The organism is Rhodanobacter lindaniclasticus, from assembly GCF_004799035.1.
In the GTDB taxonomy this organism is placed as follows: domain Bacteria; phylum Pseudomonadota; class Gammaproteobacteria; order Xanthomonadales; family Rhodanobacteraceae; genus Rhodanobacter; species Rhodanobacter lindaniclasticus.
This window is the reverse complement of the sequence record NZ_MWIO01000031.1, coordinates 13,049-38,481: the sequence shown is the minus strand read 5'-3', so window position 1 is coordinate 38,481 and position 25,433 is coordinate 13,049. Positions and strand designations below refer to the sequence as shown.

The 25,433-nt window shown below is 69.4% G+C and carries 21 protein-coding genes; 12 read left to right on the top strand and 9 right to left on the bottom strand.

Going from position 1 to position 25,433, the window contains the following annotated elements:
• Positions 1-144 precede the first annotated feature (144 nt).
• Genes B1991_RS11830 through B1991_RS11810 form a run of 5 tightly spaced genes read left to right on the top strand, consistent with a single transcriptional unit; the run spans position 145 to position 6,590 of the window.
• Complete coding sequence (locus tag B1991_RS11830; RefSeq protein WP_136258890.1) at positions 145-1,407, top strand: O-antigen ligase family protein; 1,263 nt, start codon at positions 145-147, stop codon at positions 1,405-1,407.
• Positions 1,404-2,954 carry an oligosaccharide flippase family protein gene (locus tag B1991_RS11825; protein WP_136258889.1) on the top strand — a complete coding sequence of 517 codons (1,551 nt, stop codon included), beginning with the start codon at positions 1,404-1,406 and terminating at the stop codon, positions 2,952-2,954. The genes B1991_RS11830 and B1991_RS11825 overlap by 4 nt, the downstream gene beginning before the upstream one ends.
• Positions 2,951-4,321, top strand: coding sequence for a phenylacetate--CoA ligase family protein (locus tag B1991_RS11820; RefSeq protein ID WP_136258888.1), 1,371 nt, complete (start codon positions 2,951-2,953; stop codon positions 4,319-4,321). Before B1991_RS11825 ends, B1991_RS11820 begins: the two co-directional genes overlap by 4 nt.
• Positions 4,318-5,439, top strand: a complete 1,122-nt coding sequence (locus tag B1991_RS11815) for a glycosyltransferase (RefSeq protein WP_136258887.1) — start codon at positions 4,318-4,320, stop codon at positions 5,437-5,439. The genes B1991_RS11820 and B1991_RS11815 overlap by 4 nt, the downstream gene beginning before the upstream one ends.
• Positions 5,436-6,590 (top strand): glycosyltransferase, encoded by a 1,155-nt coding sequence (locus tag B1991_RS11810; protein ID WP_136258886.1) that lies wholly within the window; start codon positions 5,436-5,438, stop codon positions 6,588-6,590. The genes B1991_RS11815 and B1991_RS11810 overlap by 4 nt, the downstream gene beginning before the upstream one ends.
• 3 nt (positions 6,591-6,593) lie before the next feature.
• Here the strand turns inward: B1991_RS11810 and B1991_RS11805 are convergent, their stop codons facing one another.
• Positions 6,594-8,699: an NAD-dependent epimerase/dehydratase family protein gene (locus tag B1991_RS11805; RefSeq protein ID WP_168709632.1), complete on the bottom strand. Its 2,106-nt coding sequence runs from the start codon at positions 8,697-8,699 to the stop codon at positions 6,594-6,596.
• A gap of 26 nt (positions 8,700-8,725) precedes the next feature.
• Positions 8,726-9,889, bottom strand: a complete 1,164-nt coding sequence (locus tag B1991_RS11800) for a glycosyltransferase (RefSeq protein ID WP_168709631.1) — start codon at positions 9,887-9,889, stop codon at positions 8,726-8,728.
• Between the two features lie 247 nt (positions 9,890-10,136).
• On the opposite strand from B1991_RS11800, the gene B1991_RS11795 reads away from it, so the two are divergent.
• The 7 genes from B1991_RS11795 to B1991_RS11765 all read left to right on the top strand — a co-directional run bounded on the left by B1991_RS11795 (position 10,137) and on the right by B1991_RS11765 (position 17,315).
• Positions 10,137-10,811, top strand: coding sequence for a polysaccharide deacetylase family protein (locus B1991_RS11795; RefSeq protein WP_246031151.1), 675 nt, complete (start codon positions 10,137-10,139; stop codon positions 10,809-10,811).
• Complete coding sequence (locus tag B1991_RS11790) at positions 10,808-11,974, top strand: hypothetical protein (protein WP_136258883.1); 1,167 nt, start codon at positions 10,808-10,810, stop codon at positions 11,972-11,974. The genes B1991_RS11795 and B1991_RS11790 overlap by 4 nt, the downstream gene beginning before the upstream one ends.
• A gap of 71 nt (positions 11,975-12,045) precedes the next feature.
• The gene (locus B1991_RS11785; protein WP_136258882.1) at positions 12,046-12,978 is read left to right on the top strand and encodes a class I SAM-dependent methyltransferase; all 933 of its coding nucleotides are present in this window, start codon (positions 12,046-12,048) and stop codon (positions 12,976-12,978) included.
• A 269-nt stretch (positions 12,979-13,247) separates the two neighbouring features.
• On the top strand, positions 13,248-14,312 hold the full coding sequence (locus tag B1991_RS11780) for a glycosyltransferase family 2 protein (RefSeq protein ID WP_136258881.1): 1,065 nt from the start codon (positions 13,248-13,250) through the stop codon (positions 14,310-14,312).
• Positions 14,313-14,362: 50 nt separating this feature from the next.
• A complete protein-coding gene (locus tag B1991_RS11775; protein ID WP_168709630.1) occupies positions 14,363-15,499 on the top strand; it encodes a GNAT family N-acetyltransferase in 1,137 nt (378 codons plus the stop codon).
• Positions 15,500-15,513: 14 nt separating this feature from the next.
• Positions 15,514-16,509 (top strand): polysaccharide deacetylase family protein, encoded by a 996-nt coding sequence (locus B1991_RS11770; RefSeq protein WP_136258879.1) that lies wholly within the window; start codon positions 15,514-15,516, stop codon positions 16,507-16,509.
• Entirely contained in the window at positions 16,506-17,315 is an 810-nt protein-coding gene (locus B1991_RS11765) for a glycosyltransferase family 2 protein (protein ID WP_136258878.1), read from the top strand. Before B1991_RS11770 ends, B1991_RS11765 begins: the two co-directional genes overlap by 4 nt.
• Before the next feature lie 10 nt (positions 17,316-17,325).
• Here B1991_RS11765 and B1991_RS11760 read toward each other — a convergent pair whose 3' ends face one another.
• From B1991_RS11760 to B1991_RS11730, 7 genes are all read right to left on the bottom strand, one after another.
• On the bottom strand, positions 17,326-19,017 hold the full coding sequence (locus tag B1991_RS11760) for a hypothetical protein (protein WP_136258877.1): 1,692 nt from the start codon (positions 19,015-19,017) through the stop codon (positions 17,326-17,328).
• Positions 19,018-19,022: 5 nt separating this feature from the next.
• The gene (gene galE / locus B1991_RS11755; RefSeq protein ID WP_136258876.1) at positions 19,023-20,015 is read right to left on the bottom strand and encodes a UDP-glucose 4-epimerase GalE; all 993 of its coding nucleotides are present in this window, start codon (positions 20,013-20,015) and stop codon (positions 19,023-19,025) included.
• Positions 20,012-20,842: an alpha/beta fold hydrolase gene (locus B1991_RS11750; protein WP_136258875.1), complete on the bottom strand. Its 831-nt coding sequence runs from the start codon at positions 20,840-20,842 to the stop codon at positions 20,012-20,014. Before B1991_RS11750 ends, galE begins: the two co-directional genes overlap by 4 nt.
• A complete protein-coding gene (locus B1991_RS11745) occupies positions 20,839-21,615 on the bottom strand; it encodes a serine aminopeptidase domain-containing protein (protein ID WP_136258874.1) in 777 nt (258 codons plus the stop codon). The genes B1991_RS11750 and B1991_RS11745 overlap by 4 nt, the downstream gene beginning before the upstream one ends.
• A 3-nt stretch (positions 21,616-21,618) precedes the next feature.
• On the bottom strand, positions 21,619-22,935 hold the full coding sequence (locus tag B1991_RS11740) for a porin family protein (protein ID WP_136258873.1): 1,317 nt from the start codon (positions 22,933-22,935) through the stop codon (positions 21,619-21,621).
• Positions 22,936-23,086: 151 nt separating this feature from the next.
• A complete protein-coding gene (locus B1991_RS11735) occupies positions 23,087-23,878 on the bottom strand; it encodes a P-loop NTPase family protein (protein ID WP_246031150.1) in 792 nt (263 codons plus the stop codon).
• Positions 23,875-25,431, bottom strand: coding sequence for an XrtA system polysaccharide chain length determinant (locus tag B1991_RS11730; RefSeq protein WP_136258872.1), 1,557 nt, complete (start codon positions 25,429-25,431; stop codon positions 23,875-23,877). Before B1991_RS11730 ends, B1991_RS11735 begins: the two co-directional genes overlap by 4 nt.
• Between the last annotated feature and the right edge of the window lie 2 nt (positions 25,432-25,433).

The following is a 25,433-nucleotide window of genomic DNA, read 5'->3' as shown; positions in this document are numbered from 1 at the left end:
TCGTGGCGGCCCCGCCGATGGTGCGGGGCGGGTTGGCGAGCGGATGCACGCAGGCATCCGTCCATGGGGCGCGGCACCGATCGTGATGGCCTGGCTCAGTCGTTTCTTCACCCCGAGTCACGCGCTCGATCCCGATCACGCCGAATGTTCACATTAAGCCTCATCTATCTCGCCCTCACCATCGTCCGGCCGCAGGATTTCGTGCCCGCGCTGGAGGGCATTCCGCTGCTGCCGGTGGTGCTGCTGCTGGCTTTCGCCGCGTGGATGATCCGTGCCGGCAAGAGTTTCGACGCGCCGCAGTTCCTGCTGTTGCCGGTGTTCCTGCTGGTGGGCATGGTGTCGATGGTCGCCAACCACTGGTTCGGCGGCGCGCTGGCGCTGCTGGAGAGCTTCGGCCCCATCGTGATCGCGTTCTTCGTCTTCGCCGCGGCCTGCACCACGCCGCGCCGGGTGACCATCGCGATGGCGGTGTTCGTGCTGTGCGCCTGCGTGCTGGCCCAGCACAGCATCGTGCAGGCGAACACCGGCACGGGCTGGACCGGCGTGCCGCTGGGTGAGGATGGACGCGTGCGCTACGTGGGCATTTTCAACGACCCCAACGACGTGGGCCTGCTGTTTGCCGCCACGCTGCCGATGGCGTTCTTCCTCAGCAGCGGGGGCGGTTTCCTGCGCCGGCTGTGGTGGCTGGCCGCCGCGGCGCTGCTGTTGTACGGCGTGTACCTGACCAATTCGCGCGGCGCCATGCTGGCGGTGCTGGTGGTCGGTGGCATCTTCGTGTGGCAACGCCGCGGCATGTTCACCGCCGGCGTGCTGGGCGTGCTGGGCTTGGTGGTGATGCGCCTGCTGTCCTCGCGCATGCAGGAGCTGGACCCGGACGAGTCCTCCGCGTTCGGCCGGGTGGATGCCTGGTACGAGGGCATGCACATGTTCTTCTCCAACCCGCTGCTCGGCGTCGGTCCCGGCAACTTCACCGACTACAATCAGCTCACCGCGCACAACTCCTGGATCCTGGTGCTCGCCGAAACCGGGTTTCTGGGCTACACCCTGTGGCTGGCGTTCACCAGCTACGGTTTCTGGATGATGGTGACGGTGATGCGCCATCAGCCAGAGGCGGCCGGCGAGCCGGTGCGAGCCGGCACGTGGAAGAGCGAACGGGCGATCGCGTTCACCCTGCTGCTGTCGCTGTACGGGCTGTTCGCCGCGGCGTTCTTCCTCAGTCGCAGCTACACCGTGGTGATGTACCTGCTGATCGCACTGGTGGTGGGCCATTACATGGGCGCGCGCCAGCGCTGGCCGGGCGTGCCGCTGCTGCGCCTGACCGATCACTGGATGCGCTGGCTGGCCGTGTCGGTGGCCAGCATCGTGGCGTTGTACGTCATCACCACCATCTTGCTGATCGGCTCATGAACACCCGCAGCCGCGCCTTGCGCAACACGCTGTTTTCCTCGATCGGCATCTACGTCGAGTACTCGCTGGGAATGCTGGCGGCGATCCTGATCGCGCGCCAGCTGGGACCGCAGCATTACGGCATCTACGGCCTGTTCATCTGGTTTGCCGCGATCGGCGTGGTGGCGACCAACTCGGGCATCACCACCGGCGTGATCAAGTTCGTCGCCGAGCTGCGCGGCGCCGATCAGCACGAGCTGATCGTGCCGGTGGTGCGCTACCTGCGCCGCATGCAGATGTGGCACCTGGTTGCGGTAATGGCGCTGGCGCTGGTGCTGTACCTGCTGTTCGGCGCACGCTTCGCCGCCGACCTGCACGCGACCGAATTCGTCATGCTTGTCGTCGCCGTGGCGATGCGCGCGCCGTACATGTTCAACATCGCCGTGGCCAAGGGTTTCGAGGCGTTCGATGCCACCGCCAAGGTCAGCCTGATCTCCGCGCCGCTGAACCTGCTGATGGTGGCGGCGGCGATGCTGATGGGTGCGTCGATCTTCTGGTTCCTGGTGGTCTACCTGATCTCCGGCGCGGTGTTCCTGCTCACCTCGCGTCACCAGGCGCGGCGCCTGCTGGCCAGGCATGACGGCACGCAGGCGGTGCCCGATGTGTTGCAGCAGCGGGTGCGTCGGCACCTGCGCATCGTCTCGGTCACCATCATCTTGGGCTTCCTGATTGCCAGCGACGTGGAGATCCTGTTCCTCAACCTGTTCGACAGCGCCACTTCGGCCGGCTATTTCAAGGTCGCCTACCAGCTGGCGACCGGCATCATGCTGCTGGTGCCGGGCGTGTTCGGCGCGGTACTGCTGCCGATGATGGCCAAGGCGCAGAGCCAGGGGCGCGAGGCCGGCGGCCGGCGCTTCGTCGCCGTGACCAGCTACCTGGCGTTGCTGGCGGCGCCGGTGGTGGCTTTCGGCGGCACCTTCTCCGGCGCGGTGATCGGCCTGCTGTACGGCGCGACCTATGCCGCGGCGGCGCCGGTGTTCGGTTGGTGCCTGTTCGCCTGCGCGATGGGCACGGTGACCCAGGGCGCCACCAGCCTGCTGGTCAGTGCGGATCGGCAGAACGTGGTGCTGATCCTCACCATCGTGCTGGGCGTGCTGAAGATGCTGCTCGACTACGTGCTGATCGCGCGCTTCGGGCTGTACGGTTCGGTGGCGGCCATCGTGATCCTGCTGTTCGTCATCGCCGCCTCCTACCTGACCATCGGCATCCGCATCAGCGGCGTGCAGCTGGAGTGGCTGCGCCTGCTGCGCATCGTGCTGGCCGCGGCGCTGGCCGCCGGGCTCGCCTCGCTGGTGCACGCCGCGCAGCTCGGGCCGATCCCGACCCTGCTGCTGGGCGCGTTCGTGCTGACCGCGTCCTACGCGCTGCTGACCCTGCTGCTGCAATGCTGGAGTCGCGCCGACATCGCCCAACTGCAGAGCCTGCACCAGCGCTACGCTGCCGGTCGACCGCGTCCGCTCGGTCGTCTGCTGGCGTGGGCCGGTGCCCGTGCCTGGGGGGATCCATGAAGACATCGTGGTACGAGAAGGCCTTTTCCCGCGTGCTCTACCCCCTGTGGGAGAGCGGCCTGCGCCGCCGGCACACGCTGGCCTATCTGGCCGACTACCAGCGCGACCAGTGGCTGGCGCCGGAACAGATCGCCGCCCTGCAATGGCAGCGCCTGAAGCAGTTGCTGGAGCACTGCGAGCGGACGGTGCCGTACTACCGCCAGCGCTGGCGCGAGGCCGGCATCGCCGTCGCCGACATTCGCACCCTCGACGACTACGCGCAGTTGCCCGTGCTGACCAAGGCCGACATCCGCCAGCACTTCGACGCGCTGCAGGCCGAGGGCTGGCACGACCGCGTGCTGAACAAGGCCACCGGCGGCTCCACCGGCGACCCGCTGCGTTTCGGCTACACCCGCGAGAGCTACGAGCGGCGCACCGCGGTGATGTGGCGCGGCTACGGCTGGGCCGGCTCGCGCATGGGCCGGCGCACCCTGTTCGTGTGGGGCGGGGCGGTGGGCACGCCGCACCGGTTCCAGCAGTTCAAGGATCGCGTGTACAACGCGGCGTTCGCCCGCCACGTGCTCAACAGCTTCAACATGACTGACGCGAACATGGCCGAATTCGCCGATGCGATCGACCGCTACCGGCCCCAGGTCATCGTCGGCTACGTCGGCCCGCTGGTGCGGTTGGCGCAGTGGCTGCTCGACACCGGTCGCCGCGTGGTCGCGCCGCAGAGCATCATCGGCGCCGCGGAATCCCTGCACGAGTTCCAGCGCGAGATCATCGAGCGCGCCTTCGGCTGCCCGGCGTACAACACCTACGGCTGCCGCGAGTTCATGCTGATTGCCTCCGAATGCGAACGCCGCGAAGGCCTGCACGTCAACGCCGATCACCTGGTGGTGGAGTTGCAGCGACGTCCGGGTGCGCTTGCCACCGAGCCGGGCGAGGTGGTGATCACCGACCTGTTCAACTACGGCATGCCGTTCGTGCGCTATCTCAACGGCGACGTCGCCACCGCGAGCGACCACGTCTGCAGCTGCGGCCGCGGCCTGCCGCTGCTGCAGCGCGTGGATGGCCGCCTGCTCGACGCGATCCGCACGCCGGCCGGCCATCTGCTGCCCGGCGAATTCTTCCCGCACATGCTCAAGGACGTGCCGGGGCTGGCGCGTTTCCAGGTGGTGCAGCGCCGGCTCGACCAGCTCGACCTGTCGCTGGTGCGCGGCCCCGGCTTCGACGACTCCTCGCTCGCCTACATCCGCCGCGAGCTGGCCAAGGTGGTCGGCGACAGCCTGCAGCTGAACGTCCACTTCGTCGACGACATCCCGCTCACGCCCAGCGGCAAGTGGCGCGTATGCATCTCCGAACTGCCGGCCACGCCCGCGGCATGAACATCGTCCACGTCGTCGAGAACCTCAACCGCGGCGGGCTGGAACGCATGGTCATCGACCTGGTGAGCATGCAGCAGCGGCAGGGGCACCACTGTCGCGTGGTCTGCCTGTTCGAAGCCGGCGCGCTGGCGCACGAGCTGGCCGCGCAGGGCATCCCCGTGCACGTCTGCGGCAAGCGCCGCGGGCCGGATCTGCGTGCCTTGCTGCGCCTGCGTCGCGCCCTGGCGGTTCCCGTCACCGAGGTGCTGCACACCCACAACGCGGTGGCGCACTACCACGCGGTCTGGGCCAGCACCGGGCTGGGCATCGGGCGTGTCGTCAACACGCGGCACGGCATGGGCGCCAACCGCAACTCGCGTCGGCGCGAAGGATTGTATCGACGCGCGCTGGCACGCACCGATGCGGTGGCGCTGGTGTGCGCGGCCGCGCGCGACGACGCCCTGCGCCGCGGCATCGTGCCGCCCGGCAAGGCCTGCGTGGTGCCGAACGGCATCCGCGTGGAACAGTTTCTGCCTGCCTCTCCCGACCATCGTGCGCGGCTGCGCGAGAGGCTGGCGTTGCCGGCGCAAGCGCGGCTGATCGGCAGCGTAGGCCGGCTCAACTGGACCAAGGACCAGGCCAGCCTGATCCGCGCCTTCGCCACGGTGCGCCAGCGCGCGGCCGATGCGGTGCTGCTGCTGATCGGCGACGGCGAACTGCGCGCCGAACTGGAGCAGCTCGCCGCCTCGACGGTGCCGGGCGGGAACGTGCGTTTCCTCGGCGACCGCAGCGACGTGCGCGAACTGCTGCCCGGACTCGACCTGTTCGCGCTGTCCTCGCTCAGCGAGGGTTACTCGATGGCATTGCTGGAAGCCTGTGCCAGCGCCTTGCCGATCGTCGCCACCGCGGTGGGCGGCAATGGCGAGATCGTGCGCGAGGGCGTCAACGGCAAGCTGGTGCCGGCCAGCGATCCCGGCGCGCTGGCTGCGGCGATGGTCGCCTTGCTGGAAGCGCCCGCGATCGCGCAGGAGCTCGGCGCGCAAGGGCGCGCGTGGGTCGAGGCGGAAGGCTCGCTGGAACGCATGGCCGAACGCTACGAAGCGCTTTATCGCGGCACACCGGAGCGGGTCGGCGCATGAAACTGCTGATCACCACCAACCTGTTTCCGACGCCGTGGGACCCGCTGCGCGGCGCGTTCAACCGACAGCAGTTCGAGCGCCTGGGCCAGCGCCACGAGGTGCACGTGCTGACCGCGGTGGATTTTCGCGAACGATTGGCCGGCGTGCGCGGCGCGGTCGAGGTGCCCGGCCTCCGCCGCGACCACTTCACCTTCGTGTTTCCGCCGGGGCTGCGCTCGCTGCATGCGGCGTGCTGGTTCGCCTCGCTGTGGCTGCAGCACGGCCGGCGCCTGCGCGCGGAAAAGTACGACGCGATCCTGGCCAGCTGGGCCTATCCCGATGCGGTGGCCTCGGGCTGGCTGGCGCGGCGGCTGGGCATTCCCTATGTGGTCAAGGTGCACGGCAGCGACCTGAACGTGATGGCCGAGGGCGCGTTGCGCCGGCCGCAGATCGGCGCGGCGTTGCGTCGTGCCGGCGCGGTGGTGGCGGTGAGCCAGGCGCTGGCCGACAAGGCGGTGGCGCTGGGCGCGGATCCGGCACGGGTGCACACGATCTACAACGGCGTCGATGCGCAGCGCTTTGCGCCCGGCTCGCGCGAGGCGGCGCGGCAGCGGCTGGGCCTGGGCGCCGACCAGCCGCTGCTGCTCTACGTCGGCAACCTCAAGCCGACCAAGGGTTGCCTCGACTTGCTGGAGGCGTTTCCCGCAGTATTGGCGCAGCGGCCGCAGGCGACCCTGGTCTACGCCGGCGCCGGCGCCGGCGGCTGCCGCGACGAACTGCTCGCCCGGGCCGCCGCACTGGGCTGCGCCGAACGCGTCAGTCTGGTCGGTGCCGTGCCGCACGCGCAGCTCGGCGACTGGTTCCGTGCCGCCGACCTGCTGTGCCTGCCCAGTCACAACGAGGGCGTGCCGAACGTGGTGCTGGAGGCGATGTCCTGCGGCATCCCGGTGGTGGCCAGCCGGGTCGGCGGCATCCCCGAAGTGCTGCCGGAGTTTGCCGGCATGCTGGTGCCGGTGCGTGATCCGGCAGCGTTGTCCGCCGCCTTGCTGGAAGCCACCGGCCGGGCATGGCAGGGCGAGCGCATCGTCGAACACGCGCGGGGTTTTCGCTGGGACGACAACGTCGACCGGCTGGAGCGCGTGTTGCGCGACGTGGTCGACCGTCGCGCCTGACGCTCAGGAATCGGCGGTTTCCGGCGGCGTTGCCGTGCCCGGTTCGGCGGCCGTGGCAAACATCCGCTCGAAACCCTTCTGCAAGCCGATGCGCGGTTCCCAGCCCAGTCCGCTGCGTGCCGCACTGATGTCGAAGTTGGCCAGCGGGCGCAGCGAGCGGACCCGGTAGCGGGTCAGCGGCACGCTGCGGTGAAGCAGCTTGCCGAGCAGTTCCACGCCGGCAGCCAACGCCATGAACACGCCGGTGGGCACGCGCAGCAGCTTCAGCTCGTCGCCCAGCTTGCCCTTCACCCTGGCCAGGTAATCGCCCTGGGTGACGATCTGCGGGTCGACCACGTTGAAGATCCGGCCCGTCGCGGCGGGTGCCTGCGCGGCCAGCAGCAGCGCGTCGACGACATCGTCGACGTAGACCAGCGGCAGAGTCTGCTGCGCCGGGCCGACCGCGATCCAGCGCCCGGCCAGCGCCAGCGTGCCGTTCGGGGTCACGCGCTCGGCCCCCGGCCCCACGATCTGGCCCGGGCGCACGATCACCGCCGGCAGCGCGCGCTCGCGGATCGCGTCGCTGACGATTCCTTCGGCGGTGAGCTTGGTCTGGGTATAGGCGCCGCGGCGGTCGGGCCAGGGCTCGAACGCCGAGTTTTCGGTGACGGCCACCGCCGGATCGCGGCCGGCGTGGTCGAGCACGCTGAGCGAGCTGACGTAGACCAGCCGTTCCGCCGCATGCCTGGCGCAGGCGTCGACCACATTGCGGGTGCCCCACACGGTGCCCGCCTCGAAGTCGCCGGGACCGCCGCGCATCGCCGCGCCGACGTGGTAGACCACGCGCGCGCCCTGCACGGCGTGGTCGACGATCGCCGGATCGCCGAGATCGCCCACCACCACCTGGAGGCCGGCACTCTCGGCGGCCGGGTCGGCACGACGCACCAGCACGCGTACCGACTGGCCGCGTGCGCGCAGCGCGGCAACCAGCGCACGGCCGAGGAAACCCGCCGCGCCCGTGACCAGCGCATCGACCGGCGCCAGCGGCACGATGCGCGCGGCCAGTTCGTCGCGACGCTCGCGATCGGCCCGTGCGCACACCGCTTCCATCAGCTCGACATGGCGGCGGCCTTCCTCGGCGCTGATCGGCGGTGCGCTGCCCCCATGCAGCGCCTGCGCGAACGCCTGCGCGCCGTGCTGGATGCCGGGCGAGGGGCGCAGCCGGCCGGTGGCGAAGCGCAGCACGTTCCACGGCACGCGCACCACGTCGCGCAGGGCGTTGGTGAAGGCGGTAAGCACGATGCCGATGAACTTCGGCCCCGGCAACACGCGCTTGATCCGGCAGATCTGCAGGAAGCGGTCGGCCTCGATGATGCCGCGCGTGCCCTGCACGATGATGCGGTTCTGCATCGGACGGATGTTCCACGACAGCAGCAGCCGGCCGACGCCGTCCGTGCACTGCGCGCGCGCGTCCCATTCGTCGAACTTCAGGTTGGTGCTGCGTCCGCTGGAGCGGTAGTGCACGTCCAGCTCGCCGATCGGGCCGAGGAAGGATTCGAGCACGTACAGGCCGTGCACGCCGAGGTCGCGGAACGGATACGAACCCTGTTTGACCATGCCCGGCAGCGGGCCACCGGCGTACGGCGGATAGTCCGAGCTGCGCAGCACGTCGAAGCTCAGCACCTCGCCGATGCGGCCGGCCTTCACCCAGGCCTGCGCCTGCATCACCACCGGATCGAAATGGTCGGAATGGTCGACCGACAGCTGCAGGCCCTTGTCGCGCGCCTTGGCGATCATCGCATCGCACTCGGCCACGGAGTCGGCCATCGGCTTCTCCACGAACACGTGGCAGCCCATGTCCAGCGCCTGCAGGGTCAGCGGCGCGTGGCTGGACGGCGGCGTGAGCACGTACACCGCATGCGGGTGGCGTTCGGCGAGCCGGGTGAAGTCGCCGGTGACGAACTCGATCCCGAAGCTGGTGGCCAGCGCCTGCGCGGCCTTGGTATCGATGTCGCAGATGCCCACGATCTCGACGAAGTCGAGCCGGCGCAGTGCGGCGATGTGGTGGCGCGCCACGTAGCCGGCACCCACGATGGCGATGCGCAGCTTCCCTTCGATTCCCGCGTTCATCCTGTCCCCTGTCGTTTCCACTTGAGTCATGCCTGCTTGCGTGCAAGCGCCGATGATACTTCGCGCAATACCTCGTCCACGCGGTTGTCCCAGGTTTGTCCGGCCACCGCGGCCACCCGCGCGTCGGCCGCCGCCGGCGAGTCGTTCTGCAGCGCGCGATCCAGCGCGTGCAGGAAACCCTCGCGGTCGGGCGCGATCTCCACCCACCGCGCGAACTTGTCGATCTCCGGCTGGCTCACGCTGACCACCGGCTTGCCGGTGGCCAGGTACTCGCGCACCTTCAGCGGATTGGCGTTCGCGACCTGGCGGTTGTGCCGGTACGGGATGATCGCCACGTCGAATGCCTTGGCCCAGCGCGGCAGTTCGCGGTACGGCTGCGCGCCGACCAGGCGCACGTTGTCCAGCGCACGCAGGCGCGACACGTCCGCGGCGGCATGGCCGACCAGCAGGAAGCTCCACTGCGGGCGCTCGCGCGCCAGCCATTCGATCAGCTCCAGATCGATCCATTCGTGGATCGAGCCGAAATAACCCACCACAGGATGGGCAAGGTCCTGCGCCGCGGCCGGCACCGGCGTGGCGGGATCGCGAGCCTGGCCGAACAGGGCGGTGTCCACGCCGTGGGGCGAGAAGCGGGTGACCGGGTTGATCGCGCGCTTGGCCTCCAGCAGCGCCGGCGGGGCGACGAAGACGAGGTCGGCGCGGCGGGTCAGCTCCAGGTCGCGCGCGGCGATCAGCTCGCTGTCCACGCCCGGATGCGCCGCGTAGTCGTCGATGCAGTAGTACACGCACAGGCGCTCGCCCAGCTGCTGGGCCAGGAAACCCGGGTGCGGCACCGCGAACCAGGAGATCGGCGTGACATCGCCCAGCACGCGCATGGCGCGGCGCACCGCCCAGCGGCCGAAGGCGCGGTTCAGCCAGTCGACCCCCGGCACCCGTCGAAACGGCAGTTGCGGCACGGTGCAATGCCACAGGTTGGGGCGCACCGCCACCGGCGCGCGCAGCGCCGCGCGCAGCTTGCGCCAGGCGCGGCGCAGGTCGCGGCCGCTGGCCTGCGGTGCGCGCATGCCGGGCGAGTCGACATACAGCAGCGGCGCGGCATCGGCCAGGCGTTCGGCCACGTGGTGGCTGCTGGTGCGGTTTTCCGCGTACCAGTCGTTGCCGAAATAGATCAGGCCGTATCCCTGCAGCACGCGTCTCTCCGCGGATCGCAAACGTGGGTGTGTCGGCCGGCGCCGTGATCTCCGCGTGTCCGCCGGAAGGACGGCGGACATGCGAAAATCGCCCGGCTCGGCGCCGAATGAAGATATCCTGTGCGTCGGATTCGGATGGCGACGGCAGCCCCTGCAAACGCCATCGACGACAAGGGTGGATTATGCCTGCAAGCAAGGGTTTCTGCCGGTGCCGGCGCGGCTTGCGCGGCAGCGACGGATGGTCGCCATGATCGGCTGGTTCAAGCGCACGCGATTGCTGCACTGCCTGCCCGACGCCGTGGTGCTCACCGCCATGCCGGCCGGTGCCGGCCGCGAGCTGTACCTGACCTTCGACGATGGCCCCGACCCGCAGCACACCCCGCCATTGCTGGACCTGTTGCGGCAGCACCAGGTACGCGCCACGTTCTTCCTGATCGGCAGCAAGGCCGAGCGCCAGCCGCAGCTGGTGCGGCGCCTGCTGGACGAGGGGCACCGGCTGGGCAACCACTCGTACACCCATCCGGATTTCAACCGGCTGTCGCTGGCCGCCAAGATGGACGAGATCGACCGCACCGACCGCGTGCTGCAGGCGTTCGACGGTGTGCGCCACCACGGCGTGCGCCCGCCCAGCGGCGCGTTCTCGCTGGCGCTCACGCTGCGCCTCGCGCGCGAACGGCGGCGCCTGCTGTACTGGTCTTACGACAGCCTCGACTATCAGCGGCGGCCCCCGGCCGAACTGGTGGCGGCGCTGCGCGCGCGGCCGCCGCGGCCGGGCGACGTGATGCTGATGCATGACGATGGCGACTGCTGCATCGGCATGCTGGAAACGCTGCTGCCGCAGTGGCGCTCCGAGGGTTTCGAATTCCGCGCGCTGCCTACCGGTGCCGACGTGGACGCAACGGTCGAAGGAGCGCGCGCATGATCGTCGTCTGGCTGATCCTGGGCTTGCTGGCACTGGGGGCGATCGCCATCACCGTGGCGATTCGCGCGCGCAACATGCAGTACTGGCTGGCCGGCTATCTGCGCCGCCCGCGGCCGCCGGCGGTCGACGGGCCGATCCACGTGATGTTCTGCTTCGTCGACCATTTCGAGCCGGCCTGGGGCAAGGTCGACCTGGCCACCCAGCGCGCGCGTGTCGATCGCTGGTGCCGCGACTACCGCGCCCTCGCCGGGGCGCACCGCGATGCCGACGGACGCATGCCGCAGCACACGTTCTTCTACCCGGAAGAGGAATACCTGGAAGAACACCTGGACAAGATCGCCGCGCTCTGCGCCGAGGGCTACGGCGAGATCGAGATCCACCTGCACCACGACAACGACAACGAGGCGAATTTCCGCCGGACCATCGAGCGCTTCAACACCCTGTTGCACGATCGCCACGGCGCGCTGCCGCGCGATCCGGTCACCGGCCAGTTGCGCTTCGGCTTCATCCACGGCAACTGGAGCCTGGACAACTCGCGCGCCGACGGCCGCTGGTGCGGCATCAACAACGAGCTGATCCTGCTGCGCGAGCTCGGCTGCTACGCCGACTTCACCCTGCCGTCGGCGCCCAGCGACACGCAGACGAAAACCAGCAACGCGATCTACTACGCCACCGACGACCCGCTGCGGCCCAAGTCGCACGATCGCGGCGTGCCGGTGCGGGTGGGCGGCGAGGCCAGCGGCGACCTGATGATCGTGCAGGGGCCGCTGGGGCTGAACTGGCGCGAGCGCAAGTTCGGCGTGCTGCCGCGGATCGAGAATGCCGACGTGCGACGCGGCTGCCCGCCCACGCCCGAGCGGGTCGACGCGTGGGTGGCCACCGGCATCCACGTCGAGGGGCGGCCGGAGTGGGTGTTCGTCAAGGTGCACACGCACGGCACCCAGGAACGCGACATGGATACCCTGCTGGGCGCCGCCGCGCAGCGCATGCACGAGCACCTGGAGCGCGTCTACAACGACGGCAAGCGCCATGTGCTGCACTACGTGACGGCGCGCGAGACCTACAACATCATCAAGGCCGCCGAGGCCGGGCATCGCGGCAACCCGCACACGTTCCGCGATTTCCTGCTGCCGCCGCCGCCGCACCGGCTTGCGGGGGCGTAGCGACGCCGCGCTCGCGCGGATCGCCACGGCGTGATCCCGGCATCATTTCCGTCCTCGAAGGAGGGAAGCAGATGGACTGGCGCACGAAGGGGTTGCTGCAGAAGGTGCTCGGCGTGATGCCGGGTGGCGACGCGATCCATTACCAGCTGCAGCGGCGGTTCGGCGGGCTGCGCGACTTCGATCGCGAGTTCGACATCAAGATCGACGACTGGCGGCTGATGGCCAACCAGTTGCGCGAGGTCGGCGTGCCGATGGCGGGGGCGCGGCTGTTCGAGATCGGCAGCGGCTGGTATCCCACCTTTCCGCTGTGCTGCTTCCTGGCCGGCGCCCGGCGCGTGGTCACCGTCGACCTCAACCGGCACCTGCGCCGGGATCTGCTGCGCGCCTGCGCGCGCGGACTGGAGCGGCACGTCGCCCTGATCGCCGAGGTCGCCGGCGTGCCCGAGGCCGAGGTGCATCAGCGCCAGCAGCAGCTGGCCGCCGCGCTGGAACGTTCCGCCGACCTGGCCGCGGCGACCGCCGGCGTGGTCGATTACCGCGCGCCGGCCGATGCCGCCCGTACCGACCTGCCGCCGGACCATATCGATTGCGTGTTCTCCAACAGCGTGCTGGAGCACGTGGCGCCGGAGGCCATCGGCGGCATCTTCGGCGAGGCGAAGCGCATCCTGCGCCCCGGCGGGATCATGTTCCACTCGGTCAATTGCGGCGACCACTACGCCTACGTGGACTCCCGCATCACCCAGCTCAACTACCTGCAGTATCCGGACGCGCAATGGCGGCGCTGGAACAACGCCTTCCTGTACCAGAACCGGCTGCGCGCGGATGCCTTCGTGGAGTTCGCCGAGGCCGCCGGTTTCGCCATCGTGACCCGGGTGACCTCGCCCCCGGCCCGGCGCCTGCGCGAGCTGACGGAGTTGAAGATCGCCCCGCAATTCGCGTCGATCCCGGCCGAGCGCCTGTGCATCACCTCGATCGACTTCATCGCGCGCAAACCGGCTGTTTGACCCGGGTCCGGGGGCCGGCCCGGGGTGCTGGCCGGCGCTGCCCGCAGGCCCGGGTGGAGCGTGGAAAGCGGTGCCCGGCGATCCGGAAAACGCATACAATGACGCCGTTTCCGGCGCTGCCCGCGCGCTCGCGGAGGTTCCATGCCTCTTTGCGACCGGGAGGGGTCGGCCGGCGGTGCGCGTGACAGGGGGCGACCGGCGCGGCAGGGGCGGTGGCAGGCGAGTCGAGGCTTCGTGTTGTCACTGGATGCAGGAGTGGTCGGGTACCCATGGCACTGGTCAGCGTAGTCATCCCCACGTTCAATCGTGCCTATTGCCTGGCGCGCACGCTGGACAGCGTGCTGGCCCAGACGCATGCCGAACTGGAGATCCTGCTCGTCGACGACGGTTCCACCGACGAGACGGCCGAACTCGTCCGGCAGCGCTACGGCGACGAGCCTCGCCTGCACTACATCACCCAGCCCAACGCCGGCGTCGCGGCAGCGCGCAACCACGGCCTGCGGCTGGCCCGCGGCGAGTTCGCGGCATTGCTCGATTCGGACGATGTCTGGCAACCCTGGAAGATCGAACTGCAGCTGCGCTGCATGCAGCAGTTTCCCGAGCTGGGCATGGTGTGGACCGACATGGAGGCGATCGACCCGAACGGGCGCGTGTTCAACCGCGCGTACATCCGCACCATGTACAGCACCTACGCGCTGTTTCCCGATGATTCGTTGTTCCAGCACAGCGTGCCGCTGCGCTCGTTCGTGCCGACGATGGAGGCGGTGGTCGGCGCCGCGCCGCTGCGCATCGGCATGATCTTTTCGCAGATGATCATGGGTAACCTGGTGCACACCTCCACCGTGCTGATCCGCCGCGAGCGGCTGGAAAAGGTGGTGGCCTTCGACGAGACCCTGCGCTATTCCGGCGAAGACTTCGATTTTCACCTGCGCACCTGTCGCCACGGCCCGGTGGGTTTCGTCGACCTGCCCACCATCCGGTATCAGCGCGGCATGCCCGACCGGCTGACCCGCGCGGAATACCGCATCCACACCGCCACCAACTTCCTGCGCACGATCGCCCCGCTGATCGAAACCGCGCGCGACGAGATCCACCTGCCGCGGCGAATGATCGACGGTGCGCTGGCCGATGCCCACGAATGGATCGGCGAGCTGCAGTTCGAGGCGAACGACATGGCGGCGGCGCGCGCCCACCTGTTTGCCAGCATCCGCCATCGCTGGCTGCAGAAACGCGCGTGGGAACTGTTCATCAGCTGCTACCTGCCGGCGATGTTGCGCCACTGGCTGCGGGCCCACCGCCGGCATCTGCGCCAGCGCACGGTGGCGTCGCCATGACGTTGAACCAGGCGTCGCCGGACACGGGGGCGCCCTCGCGGACAAGCGGCTTGCCGGCGTCAGCACCGACCTTGCGCGTGATCGGGGACGTCGTCGCGTGGGACGCGATTCGCGCCGACTGGGACGCGCTGTACCAGGCCAGCCCCACCGCATCGACGCCGCTGGATTTCACCTGGCTGCGCCACTGGTGGAATGTCTACGGTCCGGAGTATGGCCGCGGCGGCCTGCGCATCATCACGTTGTGGCGCGGCGCGCGCCTGGTCGGCGTGCTGCCGCTGTACCTGGATGTCGGCCGCGGTGGCCGGTTCGGCGTGCGCTGCCTGCGCTTTCTCTCCACCGGCGAGGCGGAGTTCGAGGAAGTCTGCGCCGATTACCTGGACCTGCTGCTGCTGCCCGACGAAGGCATGGCCTGCGTGCAGGCCGCGTGGCAGGCGATCGACGCCATGGCCTGGGACACGCTGGAACTGCTCGATCTGTCCGAGCATTCGGCGCTGCTGCGCTGGCGCCACACCTTTGCCGGCCACGCCCGCCTGCACCTGGTGTCGCGCGGCGCCTGTCCCATCGCGCGGCTGGGCGACGGCTTCGATGCGTACCTGGCGAGCCTGTCGTCGAAGACGCGCATGCACGCGCGCCAGTACCTGCGCGACGCCGAGCGCGCCGGCATCACGGTCGAGCTGGCCGATGCCGCGGTGGCGGATGCGTACTTCGACGATCTCGTGCGCGTTCACCAGGCGCGTTGGGTGGCGGCCGGCGAGCCGGGGTGCTTTTCGGCGCCGCGCTTCACCGAGTTCCATCGCGACCTGGTGCGCCAGTGGGTGCCCGGCGGGCGCGCGGTGCTGGCGCGGTTCTCGCACCAGGGCGCGGTCTTTGCCGTGCTGTACGGCTTCGTGACCGCGCGCAAGTTCGACCTGTATCAATTCGGTGTCGCCCCGCTCGACTCCGGCGTGCTGCGCAGTTCGGGCACCGCCGCGAACCTGCTGCTGATGCGGCACCTGGCCCAGCGCGGCATCGGCCATTACGATTTCCTGCGCGGGGTGAGCTCGTACAAGAAATCGCTGGCCACCGAACAACGCCAGCTGCTGTGCGCGTCCTGTCGCCGGCACACGCCGCGGGCGCTGCTCGACCGGATGCGCCAGCTGGCCGCGCGCGTGCTGCGCCGGTTCGTCAAACTGGTTACACCGGGCTGAGCGGGGTGTTTCCGATGAAGAAAGCGATCGCCTCGCGCCTGCTCTGCCGCAGCGGCCTGCGCGCGCTGCTGCACCGGAGCGTGCGCTGGTCGGGCGTGCTGGTGCTCAACTATCACCGCATCGGCGACGCGCTGGATTCACCGTTCGACCGCGGCCTGTGGAGCGCCAGCGCGGAGTCGTTCGCCGAACAGGTTCGTTTCTGCAAGACGCAGCTGGAAATCATCGACCCGGCCGACCTGCCGCGGGTACTCGGCGCCAGGCGCGGCCGCTACGCGATGATCACCTTCGACGACGGCTATCGCGACAATTACCAGACGGCGTTGCCGATCCTGCGCCGCGAAGGGGTGAGCGCCACCTTCTTCGTCGCCACCGGTTTCATCGACGCGCCGAGCCTGCCGTGGTGGGACGAGATCGCCTGGATGGTGCGCAGCAGCCGGCACGAATCGCTGCACCTGCCGGCGTGGTTCGATGCGCCGGTCCGCTTCGACGAGCCAGAGCGCGAGGCCGCCGTGCGCCGGCTGCTGCGCAAGTACAAGGAAATGCCCGAGCAGGCCACGGGCGCATACCTCGATGCCGTGGCGGATGCCGCCGGCACCGGCCGCGCGGGTCCGCGCGCCGGCGATGCGCTGTGGATGGACTGGGACATGCTGCGCGAGATGCAGGCGGCGGGCATGACCATCGGCGGGCATACGGTGCATCACCCGGTGCTGTCGCACATGTCGGCGCAGGGCCAGCGCGACGAGATCCGGGGCTGTGCGCGCCGGCTCGCCGAAGAGCTGGGGGCGCCGATGCGCTGCTTCAGCTATCCGGTCGGCAACCGCGGCGCGTTCGACCAGACCACCCGCGACTGCCTGCGCGAGGCAGGCGTGGAACATGCCTTCAGCTACTACGGCGGGCACGCCCGTTACGACCGCTGGGACGCGTACGACATCCCTCGCGTGGCGGTGGAGACGGAGCTGGACACCGACTGGTTCCGCTGCCTCGTGACCTTGCCGCAGCTGTTCGCATGACGACCGCGGCGACCACGACCGCTGTCCCGACGTCCGCGCTGGGCGGCGACCTGGTCAGCGTGGTGATGCCGGTGTACAACGCCGCGGCATGGTTGCCGCGGGCAGTGGAGTCGGTGCTGGCGCAGAGCCACCGCAACCTGGAGCTGGTCGCGGTGGACGATGGTTCGCACGACGAGTCGCTGGCGATCCTGCAGGGTTTTGCGCAGGCCGATGCGCGCGTGCGCGTGCAGCGCCAGCCGGTGAACGGCGGCGTCGCCGCCGCGCGCAATGCCGCGCTGACCGCCGCGCGTGGCGACTACATCGCCTTTCTCGACGCCGACGACTGGTGGCACCCGGCCAAGCTGGAGCGACAACTGGCCAGCCTGCGCGCCAGCGGCGAGCGGATCAGCTACGCGGCCTACTGGCGCGTGGCGGAAGATGGCCGGGTGCTCAGCCGGGTCGATCCGCCGGCGCGGCTGGGCCATCGCGACATGCTGGCCAGCAACTTCATCGGCAACCTCACCGGCTTGTACGCGCGTGAGCTGGGCGACGTGCCGTTTCGCCGGATCGGCCACGAGGACTATGCGTTCTGGCTGGAGCAGGTTCGCCGCGCCGGTTCGGCGGTGCGGGCAGACAGCGACGAGCCGCTGGCCTGGTATCTGGTGCGCGAGTCGTCGCTGTCGGCCAACAAGCTGCGCGCGGCGCGCTGGCAATGGACGATCTACCGCCAAGTCGAAAACCTCGGCGTGATCCGCGCTTCGCTGTGCATGCTGCGCTACGTGTGGCACGCCTTCGCCAAGCGGCGGCGACCGCGCCGGTCGACCTGACTCGCGCGCCTCAGGGCTGTGCCGGCGCGGCGCCGCTGCCCGCACGCTGGCGCATCAGCCACTGCACCACGCCGGTGCCGCGGTTGTTCCAGTTGAAGCGTCGCGCCGTGCCGGCGTTGCGGGCGCAGGCGAGGTTGTACGATGAGGCCAGCGCCTGCATGCGCCGGTCCAGCGCCTGCTGCAGTTTCGGGTCAGTGCTGAAATAGCGGGCGGCGGCCACCGGAAGGGTCAGCTCCACGTTGTGCGCATCGCTGTACCAGCCGTCGGCGTTCTCGATGGCGACCAGCCTGGCCCGGTCGACGTGGGCCGATGACCAGTACCAGCTGATCTGGCCACCCGGTCCGCTGCACGGGTCGCGCCAGTCCTTGCCGACCGTGGCCACGGTTTTGGCGTCGATCCAGCCGTAACGCTCGAGATAGCGGCCGAACGCGGTGATCATCGGCGGGATGCGCGCGTCGCCCGTGGCCAGCCAGGCATGCCACAGGCCGTCGATGATGTTCTGCGTCATCCATGGCGAGCTGCCCGGCACGTCGGTGGCCGCGTCGTACGGATTGCCTTCATGCATGTCCCAGCTGCTGCGCCAGGAGCCGTCGTTGCCCAGGCCATCGGGATTGTGCTGCTGGTGCTGGTACAGCCAGCCCACGCGATCGCCGATGTGTCGCAGGTATTCGCGCTTGCCGGTGAGTTCCCACGCGCTGACGATCTGCAGCAGGCCCAGCCCGGCCTGGCGTTCGGTGAAGAACTTCTGGGTGAGCCCGGTGTAGGGGCCGGCGGGGATGGTCCAGCCGCCGGTATCCCACGCGCCGACCATGCGCTCGATCAGCGCGCCGTCGTCCTGGCTGTCGTCGCCGGTAAGGCCGAGCGCGAGCAGGGTGGGCTGGATGTAGACGTACTTCGGGTCGCAGGGGTTCACCTCGCCCAGCTTGAAACCGCCGCCGCACAGCGGCCAGCCCGGCGCACCGAAGCGGCGGATGTGCGCCATGTAGAAGTGGTAGCTCTCGACCGCGGCGGCGAGGTAATCGACGCGGCCGGTGCGCACGTACTGCTGGAACAGCGTGGTGGGGCGATCGAACAGCCACGCCGAGCCATCGCTGCGCGGCAGCTTGCGTGCCCAGGCGAACTGGGCTTCGAAGTAGCGGTCGTAGGCGCCGGGCGGCACCGCCGGCACCTGCGGACCGGCGATCAGGGAGGCGGCCATCCATTGCGGACTGAGCGTGGCCAGCACCCCCGGCACGCGCACGCCGTCGGGGCCGTCCACCAGCTCGTCGGCGTAGGGCCAGCCCGGCGCGGCGCTCGTGGCGGCGCCGGCTGGAGCGAGGGCGAAACGCAGCTGCGCGCTGTCGCCGGCCAGCGTGGCATGGAACTGCGCGCGCACGGCGCGGATGCCGCCGCCGTCGAAATGCCAGCGCAAGGTGGCCTCGACATGCGCCGGCACGAGCTGGCCGCGCGCGCCCTCGATCCGCACCTGCCGCGCGTCGTGCAGCATGCCGGGCGGGAAGGGGATGCCGATGGTCACCGCCACCCGGTCGCCGACGGCGCCGTGGCGATGCAGGGTGATCGTTTGCCACTGCGCGTCGATGCCGCCCGGCGCCAGCCGGGCGATCGGCGGCGGCGCGGCGGCGCCTTGCGCGTATGCGGCCGCGAGCAGCAGGCCGAGGCTGGCCAACGCCACGCCCAGCCACCGGCGGATGCCGCGCGGCATGTCTGTCACCGGGCCGCGTCCCGTGCCGCCAGATGGCGTTCCCACGCCAGCGCGGTGCGCACGATGAACTCCAGGTCGTCATGGCGCGGCGTCCAGCCCAGGCGCTGGCGCAGGCGGTCGGCGCGGGCGATCAGCATCGGCGGGTCGCCCGCGCGGCGCGGCTGTTCGGTCACCTGCAGGGCCGCACCGCTGACCCGGCGCACCGTGTCGATCACCTCGCGCACGCTGTAGCCGTGGCCGTAGCCGCAGTTCAGGGTCAGCGATTCGCCGTCCGTGCGCAGGTGGTCGAGGGCGCGCAGGTGCGCCGCGGCCAGATCCTCGACGTGGATGTAGTCGCGGATGCCGGTGCCGTCGGGGGTGTCGTAGTCGGTACCGAAGATGGCCAGGCCCGGGCGCTTGCCTACCGCATGCTCGCAGGCGACCTTGAGCAGCAGGGTGGCGTTGGGCGTGGATTGCCCGATGCGGCCGAGCGGATCGCAGCCGGCGACGTTGAAGTAGCGCAGGATCACGTAGCGCATCGCGCCGGCGGTGCCGAGGTCGCGCAGCATCATCTCGGACATCAGCTTGGAGCTGCCGTACGGGTTGATCGGCTGCAGCGGGGTGTCCTCGTCGGCCACGCCGCCGGCGGGTGTGCCGTACACCGCCGCGGTGGAGGAAAAGATGAAACGGTCGACGCCGGCCTCGACGCAACAGGCGAGCAGGTTGCGCGTGTTGCAGGTGTTGTTGCCGTAGTACTTCAGCGGGTCGCGCACCGATTCGGGCACGACGGTGTGCGCGGCGAAGTGCATCACCGCATCCACCTTGTGTTCGGTCAGCAGCCGCGACACCAGCGCCTGGTCGCCGACGTTGCCGACCACAAGCTCGGCGCCGCGCACGGCGTCGGCGAAGCCGCTGACCAGGTTGTCCAGCACCACCACCCGCTCGCCGCGCTCGCTCAGTTGCTGCACCACGTGGCTGCCGATGTAGCCGGCGCCGCCGGTGACCAGGATCGTGCTCATGGATTGCTCCCGCCGGAAACCGGAAAATTGTCCCGCAGCCACGTCGTGATGTCGTCCAGCAGGCGCTGGCGGTCCACCCGCAGGGCATAGGTGTGGTCGGTGCCGGCAAACAGGCGCGCGCTGATCTGCGGCCGGTCGGCCAGGCGCCCGAAGCACTCGCGGAACTGGCGCGGATGGTTGAAGTAGCGGGTCACCCCGCCGCTGTAGATGAAGCGCAACTTGAGTCCGCGATCGAGCATGGCGGCCAGTTCCCGCTGCACCTGTTCGCGCGGCGGAAAACGTACGGCGAACACGTCGTCGCCCTGGCTGGCGCGCGCCTGCAGGCTGCGGCTGATGAAGCGGTGCCAGCGTTCGGCGCTCCACAGTCGAGGCAGGTAGTGGCGCAGCTGGAAGCCCAGCGTGCGGTAGGCATAGCCGTCGAGGAAGATGGCGCCGGCCACGCGGGCCTCGTCGATCGCCGCGCCGTGCGCATTCTGCGCGCCGGAACACAGGCCGAGCAGCACGAAACGGCTGCAGCCGGAGTGGCTGGCCAGCAGGCTCATCGCGTCGGCGACGTCCGCGTTTACCTGCTGCGCCTGCGAGCGTGATTCGTCGGCGGCGCTGCTGTCGCCGAGCGAGGAGAGATCGAAACGCAGGGTGGGATAACCGCTGGCGTTGAGTCGACGGGTGATCTCCACGTGCAGCCGGAACGGACCCACCCGGTGCACCATGCCTGCATTCAGCACGATCACGCCGACCGGCGCGGTCGGCGCGGCCGGTTCGGGCAGCCCGGCCACGCCGACCAGGTGGTGCGCGCGACCGAAGCGGAATGCGCGCTCCGTGCTCATGCCGCCACCCGCAGCTGGTCGACGACCGCGCGGACCAGGTCGGGCGCGAGGATGGCGTGCTCCAGCCGGTCGAGCACGTCCCAGCTCGCCGTCGACGACAACGCGACCACTTCGGCGTCGGTGCCGAGCTGCGCGTACCGGTCTGCTCCTGCCTCGGCGGGCAGCGAATCGAACACGCGCACGGGAACCGCCGCCGGTGCCGCGCGCCAGCCTTCGAGTTGCCCGCGGAGTTCCGCGCCGACCGGGAAACCCAGCCACTGGCCGGCCGCGTCCTCGCGCGTGCGCGGCGTGCTGAAACGCATCGGATCGACGCGCAGCTCCTCCTGCATCGCGTCCAGCCCGGTCACGTACTCGTGGCCATCGAGCACCGGGTCCCACAGCAGCAGTTCGGCCAGGCGCGCAGCAGGGGCTGCTTCCAGCGCGATGGCACCACCCAGCCGCGCGCCGAAACCGAGCAAACGGGTGCAGCCGGAACGCGCGCGCAGTTCCGCCGCCGCCGTGACCGTGTCGGCCACGCAGCGTACCCAGTCACTTTCCTCGCTGGCGCCGGCCGAATCGCCCGTACCGAAATAGTCGAAGCGCAACGCGGCGATGCCCTGCTGCGCCAGCGCATCGGCGAGCTGGCGATACACCCGGTGGCTGCGGATCATGTTCTGGCCCAGCGGCGGACACAGCAGCACCGCCGCCCGTGCGCGACCCGCCACTGCGTGATAGAGACCGAACAGACTCCCGCCGCTACCGAATTGGCACGGTTGTGCCGGTTCGACCTGCATCCCTTACCTCCGGTACGCCACGCCGAGATAGATCTCGTTCGCGTGGTAGCTGGCACCGACCGTGTCGCTGTGGCGCAGGCGACGGGTGAACGAGGCGCTCCAGCTCCAGTGTTCGGTGCGCTGGGTGTTCAGGATGAGGCCGAAGTTGGTGGTGCGGTCGGTGCGTGCCACCGCCCGATATTCCATCGACTCGACGTTGCCGAACAGAGACAGGACGGTGCGCGGGCGCAGGCGGTAGTCAAGGCCGAGGGTGCCGCCGCGGCCACGCTGGCTGTCGGTGGGGTCGTTGATGTAATCGAAATCGCGGTACAGCGGCGCGACGCGCAGGTTCCAGCGCGTGCCGACGTAGGCGTAGACCGCCTCGTAGCGCCGCTCGGTGTAGACCTGCGAGCTGATCACGGTGGCACCGGTGTTGATGTTCGACGGTGCCGGCGGGGCCAGCGCCGATTCGCCGGGATTCTGGTCGAGCTGGTTGATCAGGTCCTCGGCGGCATCGCCGTACTGGCGTGCGCCGCGCAGCAGCAGGGTGCTGTTGGGGGTCATGCGCCAGGCCACGCTCAGGCGCGCCAGCGGCGTGTTGATCGTCTGCGCCTGATCGAACGACAGCCGCGACCAGCCCAGCGATGCATTGATGTCGATCTGGCTGAGCCGGCTGGCCGAGCTGGCGAACAGCTGGGTGCGGTTGTAGGCCGGGCCGGTGTCGGCGTGGTCGAAGGTGACCCGTTCGGTCTCCGCGTTGGCCGACAGCGTGGCCGTGGGGCTGAGGTCCTTGAACAGGCGCAGCGCCAGCAGGCCACGCGAGGAGTCGAACTCGTTGGTCTTGGAGGCGCGGCTGTCGATGTAGCGCAGTTCGGCCTGGCCGCGCACGGTCGGATTCAGGCGAAAACGCAGCGTCGGCCCCACCGTCAGCACGTTGGTCTGCTGCTGGTTGTCCGGCGCATTGCTGGAGAAGGTCGACAGCGGCTGCACGCTGGCCACGTCGCGAAGGGTGAAATCCAGCCGTTCGGGCAGCATGGTCCAGTTCATCTGGCCCGCGAGCTGAGCAAGCGTCTGGTTGTCGAAGGCGTGCGCCAGGTAGTCGCGGTACTCCACGTTGCCGACCACGTCGGCCTGGAAGGTGGAGCCTTCCTGCTGGTAGCTGAAGTCGAAGCCGGGGATCAGCATGTTCTGGCTGATCGGGTCGGTTTCGGTCAGGCCGATGTTGTCGCTGTGGCCTACGCCTACGCGCCAGCCGTAATCGAACTGTGCCGCCGATGCGCTGGTAGCGCCGATGGCCAGCATCGAACCCAGTACGCAGGTACGGGTGCGGTGTGTCGACATCTTTGCGTGCCCCCTTGACTTGTCCATGATCGTCGAGCCCTGAACCCGCGAATACCACATCCGGTGGTTTCCCCTGGCGCGAGTCTGGCACATCTGCAGACCCGCATGTCCGGACCGGGGGGCGGAAGCGCCACACCCTTCCGGGGCGCCCTCACGGCGCGTGATTGAAGACTACCCCGGCCACCTTGTTGGTATCGAAACTGGCCACCGCCTGGCTGATCGCCGCCGGCGTGTCGCGGCCGTAACCGGCCACCACCACCACCTGGTCGGCCAGCTCGGAGAGGATGCGCGCGTCGGGCGAGCCCTTGATCGCCGGTCCGTCCAGGAACAGGTAGCGGTCGGGGTAACGGCAGCGCAGCGAATCGACCACGGCGCGCATGCGGAACGAGGAGAAATATTCGCCGCTGTTCTCGCGCGTGGAGCCGGCCGGAATCAGGCGCAGGCGCGGGATTCCGGTCTCGTAGATGATCGACTTGATGCCGATCGACGGTTGTTCGAGGAAATTGATCAGGCCTTCGGTGCCGCGCGCCATGCCCAGCGCCTCCTGCTGTGCGGGGTAGCGCAGATTGCAGTCGATCAGCAGGCTGGTCTTGGCCTCGTCGAAGGCGAACGCGAGGGCGAGGTTGCGCGCCACGAAACTGCCGCCGGACTTGGGGCTGACCGGCACCACCATGGTCACGAAATTGCGCTCGCCGCCGAGCCACAGCAACCGCGTGCGGATCTCGCGGAAGGCGTCGGATTGCGTGCGCACCGACTCCTCGCGGTGGATCAGCCGGCGCTCTTCCAGCTGCCGCGGCACCAGCGTGCCGGTTTCCGACATCAGTGCGATCGAGTGGCCGGGCGCGTTCTTCGCCTCGTCGCCGGCAGGCATCGCGCGCTCGCGGGCTTCCGGATCGCGTGGAGGCAGGTTGATCACCGACTTGTCGTCATCCCGGGCGTTCATGCCAGTCCCTTCAGCTTGAGCCAGAACAGCACTGCGTATGCCAGCACCACGCCCAGCACGATCACCACCAGGGTCACGGTGCGGCGCCGTTCGCGACGATGGTCGCCTGGCGTCGGGTAAAACGCGATCGTCGCCAGTACCGGCAGGCCAGTCGCCTGTTCCAGTTGTTCCGCCGAACGCACGCGCGGGTCGAAGCGGGCGAACCCGAACAGCACGCCGAACGGAACGGCCATGCCGGCGAGGATACCGGCAATGCCGAAATGCATGAAGCGCAGCCCCGAGGGTACCAGCGGCATCACCGCGGGGTTCTGCACCACGAACGAGGGGCCGTCCTGGTCCGCATCGAGGTTCATCGACACCCGCGCGCTCTCGCGGCGCTTGAGCAGATCCTGGTAGACGTCGCGGTTGACCGTGTAGTCGCGGGTCAGCTCGGCAGTGACCGCCTCGGAGTTGGCGATGCGCTTGCTACGATCCATTTCCGAGTCGAGTCGCGCCTGCGCCGCGCCCAGCCGCGCGGTGGTGGCGGCGATGTCCGAGCGCAGGTTGGCGAGCTGGCTGCGCATCTGCTGGTAGAGCGGATTGAACTGCACCGCGCTGCCGTTGTTGGCCGTGTCGCCGATCGCCCTCGGCGCGTTCGCCGCCGTCCGCTGATCGGCGCTGGCCAGCAGCCGGCGCAGGTCCTCGATCTGGTGGCGGGTGCGCACCACGTCGGGGTATTCGTCGGTGTAGGTCAGGCGCAGCTTGTCCAGCTTCGACTGCAGGTCGGCCAGCTGGCTTTCGTAGACGCCGCCGGAGGTCTGCACCGCGCTGACCTCCGATTCGCCGGAGAGTTGACGTTCCAGCGAGGCTGCCTGCGAATGCTTCTCCATCAGGTCCATCCGCGCCGTCTCGATCTGGTTGCGCAACTGGCTGATGCTGGCGTTGGTGTCGGCCTCGCTGCCCGGGCGCGCATCCGCGTTGGCGTCGCGGTAATCCTTGAGCTTGGTCTCCGCGTCGGTCAGCTTCTTGCGGTAGGCCTCGACCTGGCTGTCGATGAAGTCGAACGCGTCGCGGCTTTCCTTCATCTTCGAAGCCACGCTTTCGCTGATGAACAGCTGGCCGAAGGTGCGCGTCACGTCGAAGGCACGCCGGGCGTCGCTGTCGTGGTAGCTGATCGTGATGAGGTTGTCGCGCGAGATGGTGACGACGGTGCGCGCCTTGATCTCCTGGATCAACTTGTCCTGGTCGACCGGGGAGGGGTTCTTCGCCATCCAGCCGCCGTCCACCAGCACCTGGTCCATTACCTTGCGGCTGAAGATCACCGCCTTGGCGATGCCGGCGCGGTTGGTGTTGCCGGTGGCCGCGGCGGCGCCTTCCATCAGCGGCGTGATGATGCTGCTCTTCTGCGCCAGGATGGTGACCGAGGCATCGTAGCGGCGCGGCCAGTTCACGCCGACGATCAGCGCGAGTATCGCGATGGCGGCGAAGATCACCGCCAGCGAAACCCGGCGCCGCTTCGCTTCGGTCCACAGTACCGGCAGCAGTGCCAGCAGGGGGTTCGGTTCTTCATTCATGG

Excerpts from the sequence above, each read along its gene's own strand:
- B1991_RS11810 (WP_136258886.1), top strand. The coding sequence starts at position 5,436 with ATGAAACTGCTGATCACCACCAACCTGTTTCCGACGCCGTGGGACCCG.
- B1991_RS11805 (WP_168709632.1), bottom strand. The coding sequence starts at position 8,699 with ATGAACGCGGGAATCGAAGGGAAGCTGCGCATCGCCATCGTGGGTGCC.
- B1991_RS11820 (WP_136258888.1), top strand. The coding sequence starts at position 2,951 with ATGAAGACATCGTGGTACGAGAAGGCCTTTTCCCGCGTGCTCTACCCC.
- B1991_RS11765 (WP_136258878.1), top strand. The coding sequence starts at position 16,506 with ATGACGACCGCGGCGACCACGACCGCTGTCCCGACGTCCGCGCTGGGC.
- B1991_RS11735 (WP_246031150.1), bottom strand. The coding sequence starts at position 23,878 with ATGAACGCCCGGGATGACGACAAGTCGGTGATCAACCTGCCTCCACGC.
- galE (WP_136258876.1), bottom strand. The coding sequence starts at position 20,015 with ATGAGCACGATCCTGGTCACCGGCGGCGCCGGCTACATCGGCAGCCAC.
- B1991_RS11825 (WP_136258889.1), top strand. The coding sequence starts at position 1,404 with ATGAACACCCGCAGCCGCGCCTTGCGCAACACGCTGTTTTCCTCGATC.
- B1991_RS11795 (WP_246031151.1), top strand. The coding sequence starts at position 10,137 with ATGATCGGCTGGTTCAAGCGCACGCGATTGCTGCACTGCCTGCCCGAC.
- B1991_RS11740 (WP_136258873.1), bottom strand. The coding sequence starts at position 22,935 with ATGTCGACACACCGCACCCGTACCTGCGTACTGGGTTCGATGCTGGCC.
- B1991_RS11750 (WP_136258875.1), bottom strand. The coding sequence starts at position 20,842 with ATGAGCACGGAGCGCGCATTCCGCTTCGGTCGCGCGCACCACCTGGTC.
- B1991_RS11830 (WP_136258890.1), top strand. The coding sequence starts at position 145 with ATGTTCACATTAAGCCTCATCTATCTCGCCCTCACCATCGTCCGGCCG.
- B1991_RS11730 (WP_136258872.1), bottom strand. The coding sequence starts at position 25,431 with ATGAATGAAGAACCGAACCCCCTGCTGGCACTGCTGCCGGTACTGTGG.
- B1991_RS11785 (WP_136258882.1), top strand. The coding sequence starts at position 12,046 with ATGGACTGGCGCACGAAGGGGTTGCTGCAGAAGGTGCTCGGCGTGATG.
- B1991_RS11815 (WP_136258887.1), top strand. The coding sequence starts at position 4,318 with ATGAACATCGTCCACGTCGTCGAGAACCTCAACCGCGGCGGGCTGGAA.
- B1991_RS11760 (WP_136258877.1), bottom strand. The coding sequence starts at position 19,017 with ATGCCGCGCGGCATCCGCCGGTGGCTGGGCGTGGCGTTGGCCAGCCTC.
- B1991_RS11790 (WP_136258883.1), top strand. The coding sequence starts at position 10,808 with ATGATCGTCGTCTGGCTGATCCTGGGCTTGCTGGCACTGGGGGCGATC.
- B1991_RS11780 (WP_136258881.1), top strand. The coding sequence starts at position 13,248 with ATGGCACTGGTCAGCGTAGTCATCCCCACGTTCAATCGTGCCTATTGC.
- B1991_RS11770 (WP_136258879.1), top strand. The coding sequence starts at position 15,514 with ATGAAGAAAGCGATCGCCTCGCGCCTGCTCTGCCGCAGCGGCCTGCGC.
- B1991_RS11745 (WP_136258874.1), bottom strand. The coding sequence starts at position 21,615 with ATGCAGGTCGAACCGGCACAACCGTGCCAATTCGGTAGCGGCGGGAGT.